Origin of the sequence: Streptomyces sp. S186, from assembly GCF_051603415.1 — a bacterium.
Classification (GTDB): domain Bacteria; phylum Actinomycetota; class Actinomycetes; order Streptomycetales; family Streptomycetaceae; genus Streptomyces.
The window spans coordinates 3085645-3101846 of sequence record NZ_CP193932.1; the positions used below are offsets into that span (position 1 = coordinate 3085645).

Sequence of the window (16202 nt, forward strand, 5' to 3'; positions counted from 1 at the left end):
TCGGGCGCTGCCACAGAAGCCAGCCACCACCCCTCCGAGTAAGGACATATCCCCCATGCCGGAATTCGCCTATACCGACCTCCTGCCCGTAGGCGAGGACAACACCCCCTACCGTCTGGTGACTTCGGAGGGTGTCAGCACCTTCGAGGCGGACGGCCGGACGTTCCTCAAGGTCGAGCCGGAGGCGCTGCGCAAGCTCGCCGCCGAGGCGATGCACGACATTGCGCACTACCTGCGCCCGGCCCACCTCGCCCAGCTGCGCAAGATCCTGGACGACCCGGAGGCCAGCGCCAACGACCGCTTCGTCGCCCTGGACCTGCTCAAGAACGCCAACATCGCCGCCGCCGGCGTGCTCCCGATGTGCCAGGACACCGGCACCGCGATCGTCATGGGCAAGCGCGGCCAGAACGTGCTGACCGAGGGCGGCGACGAGGCGGCCCTCTCCCGCGGCATCTACGACGCCTACACCCAGCTCAACCTGCGCTACTCGCAGATGGCGCCGCTGACGATGTGGGAGGAGAAGAACACCGGCTCCAACCTCCCGGCCCAGATCGAGCTGTACGCGACCGACGGCGGCGCCTACAAGTTCCTCTTCATGGCCAAGGGCGGCGGCTCGGCCAACAAGTCCTTCCTCTTCCAGGAGACCAAGGCCGTCCTCAACGAGGCGTCCATGATGAAGTTCCTGGAGCAGAAGATCCGTTCGCTCGGCACGGCCGCCTGCCCGCCGTACCACCTGGCGATCGTCGTCGGCGGCACCTCGGCCGAGTACGCGCTGAAGACCGCCAAGTACGCCTCCGCGCACTACCTCGACGAGCTGCCGGCTTCGGGCTCCCCGACGGGCCACGGCTTCCGCGACACCGAACTGGAGCAGAAGGTCTTCGAGCTGACCCAGAGGATCGGCATCGGCGCCCAGTTCGGCGGCAAGTACTTCTGCCACGACGTCCGCGTCATCCGCCTCCCCCGGCACGGCGCCTCCTGCCCCGTCGCCATCGCCGTCTCCTGCTCGGCGGACCGCCAGGCCGTCGCCAAGATCACCGCCGAGGGCGTCTTCCTGGAGCAGCTGGAGACCGACCCGGCCCGCTTCCTCCCGGAGACGACGGACGAGGAACTGACCGAGGGCGCGGGGCCGGACCTGGACGCCGTCAGGATCGATCTCAACCGGCCGATGGCGGACGTGCTGGCCGAGCTGACCAAGCACCCCGTCAAGACCCGCCTCTCCCTCACCGGCACCCTGGTCGTCGCCCGCGACATCGCGCACGCCAAGATCAAGGAACGGCTGGACGCGGGCGAGGAGATGCCGCAGTACCTCAAGGACCACCCGGTCTACTACGCCGGCCCGGCCAAGACCCCCGAGGGCTACGCCTCCGGCTCCTTCGGTCCCACCACCGCAGGCCGGATGGACGCGTACGTCGAGCAGTTCCAGGCCGCCGGCGGCTCCAAGATCATGCTCGCCAAGGGCAACCGCTCCCAGCAGGTCACCGACGCCTGCGCCGCGCACGGCGGCTTCTATCTGGGCTCCATCGGCGGCCCGGCCGCCCGCCTGGCGCGGGACTGCATCAAGAAGGTCGAGGTCCTCGAATACGAGGAGCTGGGCATGGAGGCCGTCTGGAAGATCGAGGTCGAGGATTTCCCGGCCTTCATCGTCGTCGACGACAAGGGCAACGACTTCTTCCAGGACCCGGCCCCGACAACGCCTACGTTCACGTCGATCCCGGTGCGCTCTTCCTGATTTCCGGCAGCCGCCCAACGGGCGCTGTCTGCACGGCGTTACGGCCGCCATCCTCGCGAACGCATGGGTGGCGGCCTTCTCGTCCCCCTCCCCCACCCCCTACAACCCCCGGTGGCGGGGACAGGCGCACGGCGGCCACGCCTGAGAAAGGCCGTAGAGGTCGAAGCGGTCGCCGGCGACGACGTGGATCTGGGCGCGTTCCTGGATGACGATGCCGTCGCGGGTCGTGGTGTAGACGCGCAGGGTCATCAGTGATTGCCGGGACCGCGGGCCCGGTGAGGTGTGGCCGGCGCTCGTGGCCATGGTGACGCTCCTGTTCGGTGGGGGGTGACGCTGTCCCGTTAGGGGGCGAGGGCGGGTGCCGGCTTTCGTCGTGGGATGTCCCTAACTTTCAGCGGATCGTTACTTTCCGTGTTCCCATCGTTGCTCTGCGGCGTAACCTTGAGAAGGGAGTGAGAGCTGATTCCTCCAGACGTAAAGATTTGGAAGTGAGGCCGTGGCCAAGGAAATTGATCCGGCGTCATCGATGGCGGCGCTGTTCGGCACGCGCCTGCGGAAACTCCGGCTCGCCGCCGGGCTGACGCAGGACGCGCTGGGGCAGCGCGTACGGACGCACGGCACCCGCATCAACCAGGTCGAGCGCTGCACGGGCGCCAAGCCGACACTGGACCTGGCCCGGGCGTTGGACGAGGCGGTGGGGGCGGACGGTTTGCTCGTCGACCTCTGGCCGTACGTCTACCGCGAGACGTTTCCGGACTGGTCGCGGAAGTTCGTGACGCTTGCGGAACGGGCAGTGGTCATCCGGCAGTACATGAGCGCTGTCGTGCCGGGTCTGCTGCAGACCGAGGAGTACGCACGGGACTTGCGGTTGTCCTCGACGAGGCCGTGCTGGTTCGTCCGGTCGGCAAACCCGCCGTGATGCGGGCGCAGTTCGCACGGCTGCTGGAGGCTGCGGACAATCCTCGTATCACGCTGCAGGTCCTGCCGTTCAGCAGCGGCAAACACGAGGCGATGGGCGGATCACTCACTGTGCTGTCCATGCCCGACGGCTGCGATGCGGCCTACCTCGAAGGCGCAGACTACGGCCAACTCATCGAGGAGCCTGAGGAGGTGAAGACGTACCGTGTGGCCTACGAGCGGCTCGGGGTGCTGGCCCTGCCGCCGAACATGTCACTCGACATGATCCGATCCGTTATGGAGGGCACCTACCGTGCTGCGCACATCCCAGCTCGATCTGAGCGCCGCCGAGTGGCGCAAGTCCAGCTACAGCAACAAGGAGGGTGGCAACTGCGTAGAGGTGGCGGACGGCCGCCCCGGCGTCGTCCCCGTTCGGGACAGTAAGGATCCCGAGGGGCCCGTGCTCGTCTTTCGGGCCCGTGTCTGGGACGCGTTCATAGGCGCGCTCAAGGGCTGACCGGCGGGGCGGTGCGCGGCCAGGGGGCGCACCCAGGTGACATCCGTCCCGTCGCCGGGAACAGATCGCGCTTCGCGGGCACTCTCATAGTCATGAGCGAAAACAGCGCATTCAGGATCGAGCACGACTCGATGGGTGAGGTGCGGGTGCCCGCGCATGCCAAGTGGCGGGCCCAGACCCAGCGGGCGGTGGAGAATTTCCCGATCTCCGGGCAGCGGCTGGAGCGGGCGCACATCGAGGCGCTGGCCCGGATCAAGGGGGCGGCCGCCAAGGTCAACGCCGAGCTGGGCGTGCTGGGCAAGGACGTCGCGGAGGCCATCGCGGAGGCGGCGGCCGAGGTGGCCGAGGGGCGGTGGGACGAGGACTTCCCGGTCGACGTGTTCCAGACGGGGTCGGGGACGTCGTCGAACATGAATACCAACGAGGTGATCGCGACCCTGGCCAGTGAGCGGCTGGGGCGGGATGTGCACCCCAATGATCATGTCAATGCGAGTCAGTCGTCGAATGATGTGTTCCCGTCGTCGATTCATATCGCGGCGACGTCGGCCGTGCTGGGCGATCTGATTCCGGCGCTGGAGCATCTGGCGGAGGCGCTGGAGCGGAAGGCGGCGGAGTTCACCGAGGTGGTGAAGTCGGGGCGGACGCATCTGATGGATGCCACGCCGGTGACGCTGGGGCAGGAGTTCGGGGGGTACGCGGCGCAGGTGCGGTACGGGGTCGACCGGTTGCGGTCCTCGCTGCCGCGGCTGGCCGAACTGCCGTTGGGGGGAACGGCGGTGGGGACGGGAATCAATACCCCGCCGGGCTTCTCGGCGGCGGTGATCGCCGAGGTCGCGCGGGCGACGGGGCTGCCGCTGACCGAGGCGCGCGACCACTTCGAGGCGCAGGGGGCGCGGGACGGGATCGTGGAGACCAGCGGGCAGTTGCGGACCATCGCGGTCGGGCTGACGAAGATCGCCAATGATCTGCGGTGGATGGCGTCGGGGCCGCGTACGGGACTTTCCGAGATCAGCCTGCCGGATCTGCAGCCCGGGTCGTCGATCATGCCGGGGAAGGTCAATCCGGTGATTCCGGAGGCGGTGCTGATGGTCGCGGCGCAGGTCACCGGAAATGACGCGACGGTGGCGGCGGCCGGGGCGGCCGGCAATTTCGAACTGAATGTGATGCTGCCGGTCATTGCGCGCAATGTGCTGGAATCGGTGCGGCTGCTCGCCAATGTGTCGCGGCTGCTGGCCGATCGGACGGTGGACGGGATCACCGCGAATGTGGGGCGGGCCCGGGAGTACGCCGAATCGTCGCCTTCGGTGGTGACTCCGTTGAACAAGTACCTCGGTTACGAGGAGGCGGCGAAGGTCGCCAAGCGGTCGTTGGCCGAGCGGAAGACGATCCGGCAGGTGGTCGTGGAGGGCGGTTATGTCGAGCGGGGGCTGCTGACGGTGGAGCAGCTCGACGAGGCGCTGGATGTGTTGCGGATGACCCGCCCGTAACCGTCTCGGTAGCGGATGCCCCACCCGTAACTCCACCCGTAACCCCGTCCGTAACCTCGCCGTCATCACCTCCGTAACCAGCGGTGCGGCGCACGTCACCACGCCCTTAACGCGGCGCCCCTAAGATCTGCTCATGACAGCGGACATGGTGGAGACGACGGAAGGCGAGACGGCCGGTGTGCCCGCGCCGGCGGCCGGGGCGGGACGGGCGGCGGAGTCGGGGCGTTGGGCGCCCGGGGATCATGTCCTGTGGCGTTACCGCGACAACACCGATCCCCGTCGCTTCCATATCTGTCGTCCGGTGACCGTTGTCCAGGACACCGAGGAGCTGCTCGCGGTGTGGATGGCGCCGGGGACGCCGTGCATCAAGCCGGTGCTCGCCGACGGCACTCCGGTGCACCGCGAGCCGCTCGCCACCCGATACACCAAACCGCGGCGGACGGTGCGCGACCAGTGGTTCGGCAACGGTGTGCTGAAGCTGGCCCGGCCGGGAGATCCCTGGTCGGTCTGGCTGTTCTGGGAGAGCGGCTGGCACTTCAAGAATTGGTACGTCAATCTGGAGGAGCCGCGCCGCCGTTGGTCGGGCGGAATCGACTCACTCGACCATTTCCTCGACATCTGTGTCTATCCGGACCGGCACTGGGAGTGGCGGGACGAGGACGAGTTCGCACAGGCACGGCGGGACGGGCTGATGACGGACGCGCAGGCGGCCGGTGTCAAGACCGCCGGACGCGCCGCGGTCGCACAGATCGCGGCGTGGCGCGGGCCGTTCTCCGACGGCTGGGAGGACTGGCGGCCCGACCCCGCCTGGGACGTTCCGTCGCTTCCGGAGGACTGGGAGCGCCTGCCGGACCGTTTGCTGCCGTGAGGAAGCAAAGGCGAAAAGAAGAGCGGGAAGCGAGTGAAGGGGGCGAACGGTGGAAAGGTGCGCCTATGGGCGAAGCTGTTTCCCGCCGGGTTCTGCTGGGGTTCCCGCCGGGCGAGATGCGGTGTCCAGCCCCCTTGCTGTGCCCTGGGCCTGCAAACGTAGGATCGTCCTCCGCAGGACTGCACAGGCGCAACTCCAGAACGGGAAAACGAACTTGACCGCGGTCGCAGGAGGGGCGAGGTCGTGAGCGCGACAAGCTACGACGCGTACGAGGGCCTGAACCGGTTAGCACTCGACCGGGCCGGACAGGCCGATGCCTTCGACGCGATCGGTGACCGGTACGAGACGGCCTTTCCGCACAAAGAAGGCCAGATCGCTTCGGCTGTGTGGCTGAGCGAGGAACTGCCGGCCGGATCGCGGATCCTCGACGCCGGGTGCGGCACCGGTCTGCCGACCGCCCGTCAACTCCGCGACGCGGGCCACCGGGTCGTGGGAATCGACCTCTCCCCCGGGATGGTCGCACTCGCCCGGGAGAACGTCCCGGACGCCGAATTCCACCGGCTGGACATCGCCGATCTGCGCGCCGGCCGGCTGGGCGGGCGGGGTTCCTTCGACGGAATCGCCGCCTATTTCTCCCTGTTGATGATGCCCCGCGCGGAAATCCCCTGTGCCCTGGGCATGCTGTACGACCTCCTGCGGCCCGGCGGGCTGCTGGCCCTGGCAATGGTCGAGGCCGATATCGACGACTACCCCATTCCGTTCCTCGGCAGCACGATCCGGGTATCCGGATATCTGCGGGACGACCTGCGCCGGGTCGTACGCGACGCGGGTTTCGACGTCGTCGGGGAGGACTCGTATGCGTATGCCCCGGCGAGTACGGACGTACCACCCGAAATCCAGCTCTTCCTGCACCTGCGACGCGCTTGAGACGCACCGCGTCAGGCGCGTCCGCTCGGGCGGCGCGCACCGAACGCGGCGCGCCGGCGCCAGCCCCGGACGGATGGAATCCCACGCGTGACGGAGCACTCCACCTCCCACGAAACGCGGCAGTCGGCCCCGACCGCCGCGTCCTCGGCCTCCCCTGCTGCGGGGACGGCCGGGACGACGACCCCGGGCCGCGTCCCGGACCCGCGCAGCGCCCTCCAGCAGACCGGCGGCACCGGCCACGAGCCAGCGCCGGGAACGGGGTTCGCGGTGCGCGGCGGTGACGGCGCCGACCTCGGTGACGCGGCCGGCGAGCGGGCCGCCGCGGCCTCCGCGGGGCCGCCGGCCGGGCAGGGGGACGCCGAGCCGGCCGCCGATCACGGCCCGGCCGGCGACGGCGCGCGGGCGTACGGCGCCGCCCGCGCGTCCCGCGACAGTTCCTACGGCGGATACGCCGGGTCGTACGGGGGCTCGTACGACCCGTACGGGGAGGTGGCCATGCCCGCTGAGGGACGGCCGGACGGGGAACCGGGCGCGGAGCGCGCCGCGGTCCGCGCGCGCCGGCCGGTGGCGCAGGGCGCGCTGGACCGCACCGGTGCGCCGGAGCCGGACGAGGAGCCGGGGCATGCGCAGCCACGACCCGGCGCCGAGGGCCTCGGAAGGACCCGGGAGGGCGGTCCGGCGCCCCGGGCGCACGGCGGTGAGCCGGGCGCGGGCGGACGGCCGCCGGGGCCGCCGCCGGGTGTACGGGGCGGCGGGCCGGCCGACGCGGAACTGCCGCCCCCGTCGGGGCCGTCGCAGCCGCCCTCGGTACCGCCCGCGCGCTCGGCGCATCCCGGTGAGAGCAGCGAGGTGGCGGCGGCCCGGCAGGCCGGCGGCGACCGGCTGCGGTTCATCGGGGCGGCGACCCGGCGGATCGCCCGCGGCATAGACCTGGACGAGATCGTGCTGGGGCTGTGCCGGGCGACGGTGCCGACCTTCGCCGACGCGATCCTGGTGTATCTGCGCGATCCGCTGCCGGTGGGCGACGAGCGGCCGACCGGCCCGGTGGTGCTGCGGCTGCGCCGTACCGACCGGATCCCGGAGGAGCCGGACACCAACGGGCTGCGGCTGCCGGTGCTGCCGGCACAGCCGGATCTCGGGCCGGCGATGGGCGGCAGCGCCGCGGAGCTGTCCGAGGTGCGCCCGGGCGGGCCGCTGGCGGAGGTGCTGCGCGGGGTGCGGCCACTGTTCGGTGAGGCGCAGGCGGCCCGGACCGCGCTGCCGGAGCTGCTGGGTCCTGACACCCGGCTGCCGGGCGGGCACCGGGTGATCCTGGCGCCGCTGCGCGGGCGCCGCCGGGTGATCGGTGCGGCGGTGTTCCTGCGCCGCCCGGACCGGCCGGCGTTCGAACCGGACGACCTGCTGGTGGCGGCCCAGTTGGCGACGCACACCGCGCTGGGCGTGGACAAGGCGGTGCTCTACGGCCGCGAGGCGTACATCGCCGACGCGCTGCAGCGCACCATGCTGCCGGACTCGCTGCCGCAGCCCACCGGTGTGCGGCTGGCCAGCCGCTATCTGCCGGCCGCGGAGACGGCCCGGGTGGGCGGCGACTGGTACGACGCAATCCCGCTGCCGGGCAGCCGGGTGGCGCTGGTGGTCGGCGACGTGATGGGGCACTCGATGACCTCGGCCGCGATCATGGGTCAGCTGCGGACCACCGCGCAGACCCTGGCGGGGCTGGACCTGCCGCCGCAGGAGGTGCTGCACCACCTCGACGAACAGGCCCAGCGGCTGGGCTCGGACCGGATGGCGACCTGCCTGTACGCGGTCTACGACCCGGTGGCGCACCGGATCATCGTCGCCAACGCCGGGCATCCGCCGCCGGTGATGCTGCACCGCGGCGGGCGCGCGGAGGTGCTGCGGGTGCCGCCGGGCGCGCCGATCGGCGTCGGCGGGGTGGACTTCGAGGCGGTGGAGCTGGACGCCCCGGCGGGCGCGACGCTGGTGCTGTACACCGACGGCCTGGTGGAGTCGCGGATCCGGGACGTGTGGACCGGCATCGAGCAGCTGCGCGAGCGGCTGGCCGAGACGGCCCGGCTGACCGGGCCCAATCCGCCGCCGCTGGAGCCGCTGTGCGACGAGGTGCTGGACATGCTCGGGCCGGGCGACCGCGATGACGACATCGCGCTGCTGGCCGCCCGGTTCGACGGCATCGCGCCGAGCGACGTGGCGTACTGGTACCTCGACCCGAAGGCGCAGACCGCCGGGCAGGCGCGCCGGCTGGCCCGGCGGGCGCTGGCCCGCTGGGGCCTGGAGGAGCTTTCCGACCAGCTGGAGCTGCTGGTGAGCGAGGTGGTGACCAACGCGGTGCGGTACGCCGAGCGGCCGGTGACGCTGCGGCTGCTGCGGACGGACGTGCTGCGCTGCGAGGTCGGCGACGACGTGCCGCAGTTGCCGCGGCTGCGGCAGGCCCGGCCGTCGGACGAGGGCGGCCGGGGGCTGTATCTGGTCAACCGGATGGCCCGACGCTGGGGCGCGACCCGGCTGAGCATGGGCAAGGTCGTCTGGTTCGAACTGTCGATGCCGCCGGGGGCGCGCCTCTGAGGCGCGGCGAACGGTCCACAGACAGGCAGGACTCCGGAAGAACACGGCGCCCGCACCCTGGGCAGGGTGCGGGCGCCGTGTCGTTTCGGTCGGTGCTGCGGGCCGCCGGGTCAGTTGCCGAAGTTCGGCAGGTTGCCGCCGGTGGCGCTGCTGCCGCCGGTGTTTCCACCGGTACCGGTGGCGCCTCCGTTGCCCGTGCCGCCGGTACCCGTGCCGCCGGTGCCGGTACCGCCGCCGGTGCCGGTGGTGCCGCCGTCCGGCGGGGTGGAGCCGCTGCCGGTCGGGGTGGGCCGGCCGGTCGGGCGCCCGGAGTGGCCGTCCGACGGAGAGGTGCTCGGCGTCGGCGTGCCCGACGGGGTGTGCGACGGGGTCGGCGTCGGGGTGGCCGGCGCGGACGGGGTCGGCGTGGGGGTGCTGGGCGGCGACACCGCGGCGCCCATGTCGGCGTCCAGGTCGAATTCGCCGGCGTCGTCGCCGACCGCGGCCTGGGTGTAGTCGGCCCAGACCTTCGCCGGGTAGCCGCCGCCGTTGACCCGGCCGCCGCCTCCGGCGCCCTTGAGGGTGACCTGCTTGCCGCCGTTGGGCGACTCGCCGAACATGCCGACGGCGGTGACCAGCTTGGGCGTGTAGCCCACGAACCAGGCCGACTTGTTGTCGTCGGAGGTGCCGGTCTTGCCGGCCGCCTGGTAGGCGGTGTTCTTCACCGCGCTGGAGGCGGTGCCGTCGTTGACCACGCCGGTGAGGACGGAGGTGACGGTGTCGGCCGTCTTACGGGAGAGCACATGGTCGCCGAGCGGGTCCTTCACCGGGAAGTCCTTGTCGGTGCCGTCCGTGTTGTGCACGGCCTTGACCACCAGGCTCGGGGTGACCTTCTGGCCGTGGTTGTCGAAGGTGGCGTACATCCCGGCCATCTGGACCGGGCTGGCGCCCATCGAGCCCAGGGCCATGGCGGGCTTGGCGGGGAAGTTGCTGGTGACGCCGAGCTCGTTCGCGGTCTTCTTGACCTTCTCCAGGCCGACGTCCACCGCCATCTGCGCGAAGACGGTGTTGACGGACTTGTTGGTCGCCGTCTGGACGTTGATCAGTCCGGGGCTGTACTGGTCCTCGTTCTCCGGCGCGTAGCCCTCACCGCCGGGCCCCCGTACGGGGCGCTTGTTCGTGCCGTCGTAGAGGGTGTTGGGGGTGATCCGGACGCCGGACTGCGTCTCGGAGCCGTTCTCCAGGGCGGAGGCGAGGATGGCCGGCTTGAAGGTGGAGGCCGGCTGGTAGTCCTGACGCGTCGCGTTGTTCACGTAGTGCTTCGGGGGGCCCTCGCCGCCGTACATCGCGACGATGTGCCCGTCCTTCGGGTTCACCGAGGCGGCACCGAGCTGGGCGGCGGCGTCGGCCGTGCGCTTCTTCGGTTCGAGCTCGTCGGTCAGCTTCCGCTTGACGGCCTCTTCCAGGTCCTTCTGCTTGCTCTTGTCGATGCTCAGGGTCACGGTCCAGCCGCCGGCCGCGAACTCCTTCGGGTCGACGCCCTGGGCGAACAGCTCCTGCTTGGCTTCCTCGACGATGTAGTAGTTCTGGCCGGTCTGCCCGGGCAGCGGCTTGGGCGGCTTGGGCACCGGGAACTTCTGCTTGGCGCGCTCGTCGGGCGAGAGCCACTTCATCTCGACCATGTTGTTCAGGGCGTACGCCCAGCGCTCCTGGACCCGCTTCTTGCCGGCGTCGCTGGCGTTGGTCCAGTCGTACTGGTTGGGCGCCTGGAGCAGCGAGGCGAGATAGGCGCCCTGCGCGAGGGTGAGCTTGTCGGAGTCCACGCCGTAGTACGCCCGCGCGGCGGCCTGGATGCCGTAGGCGCCCCGGCCGTAGTAGCTGGTGTTGAGGTAGCCGGCGAGGATGTCGTCCTTGCTGAGCTTGTTGTCCACCTTGAGGGCGATGACGATCTCCTGGAGCTTGCGGGAGACCGTCTGTTCCTGGCTCAGGTAGTAGTTCTTGACGTACTGCTGAGTGATCGTCGAGCCGCCCTGCTTGCCCTCACCGGCCAGGGTCTTGAGGATTCCGCGCAGGGTGCCCTTCAGGTCGACGCCGGCGTCCTGGTAGAAGGTCTTGTTCTCGGCGGCGACGGCCGCGTGCTGAACGTCCTTGGGGATCTTGCTGATCGGGACGGACTCGCGGTTGACCTTGCCGTCCCGCGCCATGATCGAGCCGTCCGCGTACTTGAAGATGTTGCTCTGACGCTGGGCGTCCGGGTTACCGGCCGGGACACCCACGTACAAGTAGAGGCCGACGAAGCCGAGGATCCCCAGCAGGCAGACGCCGAGGACGGCCCCGAGGATCTTCTTCCAGGTGAAGAGGCGGCGTATGCCGGACTTCTTCTCGTTCTTCCCGCCACGGCGGGCGCCGCCCTGCCGCGCCCGCCTCGCGTTCGCTCGGCCCATCGCTCGTGCAACTCCAGTCGTTCCGCCCCCGGCATAACTCAGCTGTTGAAGCTAACACCGCAACTGACAACAAATACTCATCGATCAAGGCTTTTCCCTACGTGACATACAGCACGGGGAAGGCGCGCAACCGTTGGGGCACCTGTCCGCATCCCGCTGGACCGCAGCAGGCCAGCGCGTTAAAGTGCTAACACTTTGCTAGACCAGCGAAAGCATGCACTGCGGCACACATCACGCGCCGCACCACGCGCTTCGTCACGCACCACCGAAGAAACGGGGACCCCATGACCGATACGACACCCGCCGCCCCCGCCGCCTCCGCGGACGCCCCGGAGATGCCGGCGCCGCAGGTCCGCGAGCGGGCCGCGCACAGCATCCCCGGCGGGCTGGCGCTGCTGCTGACCGTCCTGGGCATCGCCCTGGGCATCGCCGTGATCATCGTCGGCGGCGTCCTGGGCAACGCCGGCCACAACGGAGCCGCCGTCCCCCTGGTGGTCGTCGGCATCCTGCTCCTGGTGGGCTCGCTCTTCTGCATGACCGGCGTGAAGATGGTCGCGCCCGGCGAGGCCCGGGTGATCCAGCTCTTCGGACGGTACGTGGGCACCATCCGCACCGACGGCCTGCGGTGGGTCAACCCGCTCACCTCGGCCCGCAGCATCTCCACCCGGATCCGCAACCACGAGACCTCGGTCCTGAAGGTCAACGACGCCTACGGCAACCCGATCGAGCTGGCCGCGATCGTCGTCTGGAAGGTCGAGGACACCGCCCAGGCGCTGTTCGAGGTCGACGACTTCCTGGAGTTCGTCGCCACCCAGACCGAGGCGGCCGTCCGGCACATCGCCATCGAGTACCCCTACGACGCCCACGACGAGGACGGCCTCTCGCTGCGCGGCAACGCCGAGGAGATCACCGAGAAGCTGGCCGTGGAGCTGACCGCCCGGGTCCAGGCCGCCGGTGTGCAGATCATCGAGACCCGCTTCAGCCACCTCGCCTACGCCCCGGAGATCGCCTCCGCGATGCTCCAGCGGCAGCAGGCCGGCGCGGTCGTCGCGGCCCGGAAGCAGATCGTCGAGGGCGCGGTGGGCATGGTCGAGTCGGCCCTGGAGCGCATCAACGAGCAGGGCATCGTCGAGCTGGACGAGGAGCGCAAGGCCGCCATGGTCAGCAATCTGATGGTGGTGCTGTGCGGCGACCGCGCCGCCCAGCCCGTCCTGAACACGGGCTCGCTCTACCAGTGAGTCCCGACGCCCCCCAGGGGCCGGGCGCCGACCGCGAACGGCCCCCCGGCCGCCGGCCGCAGCAGCGCAAGCAGGTGCTGCTGCGGCTGGACCCACTCCTCCACGACGCCCTCAGCCGCTGGGCCAACGACGAACTCCGCAGCACCAACGCCCAGATCGAGTTCCTCCTCCGCAAGGCCCTCACCGAAGCCGGCCGCCTCCCCCGCGGCGTGGCCGGCCCGCCCCGGCGGGGACGCCCACCGAAGGCGCGCCCGGAGGAGTCGCCTGAGGAGCCGCCGGAGGGTGCGGGAGGACGGGTGCGGGAGGACGAGTGACGGATGACCTGCGGGAATCCATCTATACACGCTAGGTATACACCTCGTGTAGAGTGCGGGGCATTCCCTGGCCGCCGGCCGCCGCTGCCGTTCGCGCGGCCGGTTGCCGGCATGCCCTGTTCGCACTCCCGGAGGCCCGTGTATGACCCCGGCCCGTTTTCTGCTCGAAGCCCGTGCGCTGCACAAGGCGTACGGGCCCACGCCCGCACTCGACGGGGCGGACTTCGCCATCCGTCCCGGCGAGGTGGTCGCCGTCATGGGCCCCTCCGGGTCCGGCAAGTCGACGCTGCTGCACTGCCTCGCCGGCATCATCCGTCCCGACTCCGGCACGGTCCGGTACGGGGAGCACACCCTGACGGCGCTCAGCGACACGCGGTGCAGTGCGCTGCGCCGCTCCGACTTCGGCTTCGTCTTCCAATTCGGCCAGCTGGTACCGGAGTTGACGTGCCTGGAGAACGTCGCACTGCCGCTGCGGCTGAACGGCACCAAGCGCAAGGAGGCCGTGCGGCGGGCCGGCGAGTGGCTGGCGCGACTGGAGGTGGACGGCGTCGCGGCCAAGCGGCCCGGTGAGATCTCCGGCGGCCAGGGCCAGCGGGTCGCGGTCGCCCGCGCACTGGCCGCCCGGCCGCGGGTGATCTTCGCCGACGAGCCCACCGGCGCCCTGGACTCCCTCAACGGTGAGCGGGTGATGCGGCTGCTGACCGACGCCGCCCGGGACACCGACGCGGCCGTGGTGCTGGTGACGCACGAGGCTCGGGTGGCCGCGTACGCCGACCGGGAGGTCGTGGTGCGGGACGGCATCGCCCGGGAGATGGCGGGCGCGGCATGAGCGTCGAGAGCAGGATGATCACGGGGCTGCGCGGCTGGGGCCGGGATCTCGGGACGGGGATACGGTTCGCGGTCGGGGGCGGCCGCGAGGGCTGGATCCGTACGCTGCTGACCGCGCTGGGTGTGGGTCTGGGTGTGGTGCTGCTGCTCGCCGCCGCGTCGATCCCGACCATGATGGCGGAGCGGTCCCAACGCGGCGACGCCCGGCTTCCGATGGAGAGCGAGCAGTCGCTGCCGCCCTCGGCGGCGACCCTGGTCGAGGCGCAGGCGGACACCGCCTTCCGCGGCGATTCCGTACGGGGCATGCTGCTGCGGCCCGACGGCGACCGGGCCCCCACCCCGCCCGGCGTGCGCGCGCTGCCGCGGCCGGGCGAGATGGTGGTCTCCCCCGCGCTGCGCGCACTCCTCGGCTCGCCGGAGGGTCAACTGCTGCGGGAGCGGCTGCACTTCAAGGACGTCGGAACGATCGGGCAGGCCGGCCTGATCGGGCCCGCCGAGCTGGTCTACTACGCCGGCAGCGCCACGCTGACCACGGACGACGGGGGCCGGCGCATCGCCGGGTTCGGCACCGAAACCCGGAACGACCCGCTGGACCCGCTGCTGCTGACGCTGATGATCGTCGGCTGTGTGGTGATGCTGATGCCGGTCGCGATCTTCATCGCCACCGCGGTGCGGTTCGGCGGGGAGCGCCGGGACCAGCGGCTGGCCGCCCTGCGGCTGATCGGCGCGGACGCCCGGATGACCCGGCGCACGGCGGCCGGCGAGGCGCTCTTCGGGGCGGTGTGCGGGCTGGCCGTGGGAGCCGTGCTGTTCCTGGCGGCCCGGCAGCTCGTCGGCGCCGTCACCGTCTGGGACATCAACGTCTTCCCGTCCGATGTGACCCCGGTCCCGGGTCTGGCGGCGCTGGTCCTGCTCGCCGTACCGCTGTCCGCGGTCGCTGTCACGCTCTTCGCGCTGCGCCGGGTGAGCATCGAGCCGCTGGGCGTCGCCCGTGAGGGCGCCGGACGCCGGCGCCGGCTGTGGTGGCGGCTGCCGTTCCTGGCGGCGGGGCTCGCGCTGATGCTCTTCTACGGAAGGGGCGTCGGGCACGGCGCCGGGCTCGATCATCCGTATCCGGTGGCGGGCGGCGCGGCGCTGTTCCTGCTGGGGGTGACGCTGCTGCTGCCGTGGGCGGTGGACGCTGCGGTGGCGCGCTTCCGCGGCGGTCCGGTCCCCTGGCAGCTGGCCGTGCGGCGGCTCCAGCTCAGCGGGGGTGCGGCCGCCCGCGCGGTCAGCGGGATCACCGTCGCGGTCGCCGGGGCGATCGCGCTCCAGCTGTTCTTCGCCGCCATCCAGGGCGACTTCATGAAGGTCACCGGGCAGGACGCGAGCCGGGCGCAGCTGCGCACCATGCTTCCGTCCCACGACGTCGGCACGATCCGGAAGATGATCGGCGAGTTCCGTACGACCGAGGGCGTCCGGGGCGTCATCGCGTCCATCGACGCCTCCGCCTCGCGACCCGGCCCGCTCCGCGCGGGCGACGAGTTCCGCCCGAGCACGATGGTCACCGTCGGCGACTGCGCCACCCTGAGCGAACTGGCACACACCGGCCCCTGCAAGGACGGCGACGTCTTCATCGTCAAGGACGGCAGCGGCTCGGTCGAGACCGACTACATCACCAAGACGGCGCGGCCCGGCGCCACCGTGGACTTCGCCCCGGACGACGGGTCCGGCACCCCGCCGCGCCACCCGCGGCTGTGGACCGTCCCGCGGTCGGCCCGCACGGTCGAGTCCCGTACGGACCCCACGGGGCGGACGGCCTTCGGCCTCATGGCCACGCCGGGCGCCCTGGACCTGAAGCTGCTGGACCGTCCGATGGCCCGCGCCATGGTCAGGATCGACCCGGGGGTCCCGGATGCCGTCGAGCACGTCCGGAACACCGCGGCCCGGATCGCCCCGCAGATGCGGGTGTTCACGCTCCAGAACACCGAGCGCGACAAGCAGTTCACCAGCCTGCGGACGGGTCTGCTGGTCGCCGCCACCGCGACCCTGGCGCTGATCGCCGCCAGCATGCTGGTGACGATGGTGGAGCAGCTGCGCGAGCGCCGCCGGCTGCTGTCCGTCCTGGTCGCCTACGGCACCCGGCGGTCCACGCTGGCCTGGTCGGTGGTGTGGCAGACCGCCGTCCCGGTCGTCCTGGGGCTGGCCCTGGCGGTGGCCGGCGGCGCCGGGCTGGGGCTGGCGCTGCTGCGGCTGGCCGGCAAGTCCTCCTTCGACTGGTCGGTGGTCTGGCCGCTGACCGCCGCCGGGGGCGGCCTGGTCCTGGTGGTGACGCTGCTCAGCCTGCCGCCGCTGTGGCGGATGATGCGGCCGGAGGGGCTGCGTACGGAGTGAGCGCCGGTGGTGCGGGGC

The 16202-nt window shown here is 71.3% G+C and carries 13 protein-coding genes and 1 pseudogene; 12 read left to right on the plus strand and 2 right to left on the minus strand.

Annotation, left to right across the window (positions count from 1 at the left end; translation table 11 throughout):
- Positions 1-55: 55 nt before the first annotated feature.
- A complete protein-coding gene (locus tag ACRAS8_RS12800) occupies positions 56-1729 on the plus strand; it encodes a fumarate hydratase (RefSeq protein WP_438486052.1) in 1674 nt (557 codons plus the stop codon).
- 99 nt (positions 1730-1828) lie between these two features.
- On the opposite strand, the gene ACRAS8_RS12805 is transcribed toward ACRAS8_RS12800, so the two are convergent.
- On the minus strand, positions 1829-2032 hold the full coding sequence (locus ACRAS8_RS12805; RefSeq protein WP_438486053.1) for a hypothetical protein: 204 nt from the start codon (positions 2030-2032) through the stop codon (positions 1829-1831).
- 223 nt (positions 2033-2255) lie between these two features.
- On the opposite strand from ACRAS8_RS12805, the gene ACRAS8_RS12810 reads away from it, so the two are divergent.
- The 7 genes and pseudogenes from ACRAS8_RS12810 to ACRAS8_RS12840 all read left to right on the plus strand — a co-directional run bounded on the left by ACRAS8_RS12810 (position 2256) and on the right by ACRAS8_RS12840 (position 9008).
- Positions 2256-2648 (plus strand): Scr1 family TA system antitoxin-like transcriptional regulator, encoded by a 393-nt coding sequence (locus ACRAS8_RS12810; RefSeq protein ID WP_438490449.1) that lies wholly within the window; start codon positions 2256-2258, stop codon positions 2646-2648.
- Positions 2553-2857 (plus strand): annotated as a pseudogene (locus ACRAS8_RS12815) (DUF5753 domain-containing protein); the annotation flags it as partial. The gene ACRAS8_RS12810 and the pseudogene ACRAS8_RS12815, both read left to right, overlap by 96 nt.
- Before the next feature lie 82 nt (positions 2858-2939).
- A complete protein-coding gene (locus ACRAS8_RS12820; protein ID WP_438486054.1) occupies positions 2940-3143 on the plus strand; it encodes a DUF397 domain-containing protein in 204 nt (67 codons plus the stop codon).
- 92 nt (positions 3144-3235) lie between these two features.
- Positions 3236-4630 (plus strand): class II fumarate hydratase, encoded by a 1395-nt coding sequence (locus tag ACRAS8_RS12825; RefSeq protein WP_438490450.1) that lies wholly within the window; start codon positions 3236-3238, stop codon positions 4628-4630.
- Positions 4631-4763: 133 nt separating this feature from the next.
- The gene (fomD, locus tag ACRAS8_RS12830) at positions 4764-5498 is read left to right on the plus strand and encodes a cytidylyl-2-hydroxypropylphosphonate hydrolase (RefSeq protein WP_438486055.1); all 735 of its coding nucleotides are present in this window, start codon (positions 4764-4766) and stop codon (positions 5496-5498) included.
- 243 nt (positions 5499-5741) lie between these two features.
- On the plus strand, positions 5742-6425 hold the full coding sequence (locus ACRAS8_RS12835) for a class I SAM-dependent DNA methyltransferase (protein WP_438486056.1): 684 nt from the start codon (positions 5742-5744) through the stop codon (positions 6423-6425).
- 87 nt (positions 6426-6512) lie between these two features.
- Entirely contained in the window at positions 6513-9008 is a 2496-nt protein-coding gene (locus tag ACRAS8_RS12840) for a SpoIIE family protein phosphatase (RefSeq protein WP_438486057.1), read from the plus strand.
- A gap of 110 nt (positions 9009-9118) precedes the next feature.
- On the opposite strand, the gene ACRAS8_RS12845 is transcribed toward ACRAS8_RS12840, so the two are convergent.
- The gene (locus tag ACRAS8_RS12845) at positions 9119-11431 is read right to left on the minus strand and encodes a transglycosylase domain-containing protein (protein ID WP_438486058.1); all 2313 of its coding nucleotides are present in this window, start codon (positions 11429-11431) and stop codon (positions 9119-9121) included.
- Positions 11432-11715: 284 nt separating this feature from the next.
- On the opposite strand from ACRAS8_RS12845, the gene ACRAS8_RS12850 reads away from it, so the two are divergent.
- The 4 genes from ACRAS8_RS12850 (at position 11716) to ACRAS8_RS12865 (ending at position 16184) form a co-directional block, all read left to right on the plus strand.
- Complete coding sequence (locus ACRAS8_RS12850; protein WP_438486059.1) at positions 11716-12669, plus strand: SPFH domain-containing protein; 954 nt, start codon at positions 11716-11718, stop codon at positions 12667-12669.
- Complete coding sequence (locus ACRAS8_RS12855; protein ID WP_438486060.1) at positions 12666-12983, plus strand: hypothetical protein; 318 nt, start codon at positions 12666-12668, stop codon at positions 12981-12983. The genes ACRAS8_RS12850 and ACRAS8_RS12855 overlap by 4 nt, the downstream gene beginning before the upstream one ends.
- 142 nt (positions 12984-13125) lie before the next feature.
- Complete coding sequence (locus ACRAS8_RS12860) at positions 13126-13812, plus strand: ABC transporter ATP-binding protein (protein WP_438486061.1); 687 nt, start codon at positions 13126-13128, stop codon at positions 13810-13812.
- Positions 13809-16184 carry an ABC transporter permease gene (locus tag ACRAS8_RS12865; RefSeq protein ID WP_438486062.1) on the plus strand — a complete coding sequence of 792 codons (2376 nt, stop codon included), beginning with the start codon at positions 13809-13811 and terminating at the stop codon, positions 16182-16184. The genes ACRAS8_RS12860 and ACRAS8_RS12865 overlap by 4 nt, the downstream gene beginning before the upstream one ends.
- The last annotated feature ends 18 nt before the right edge of the window (positions 16185-16202 follow it).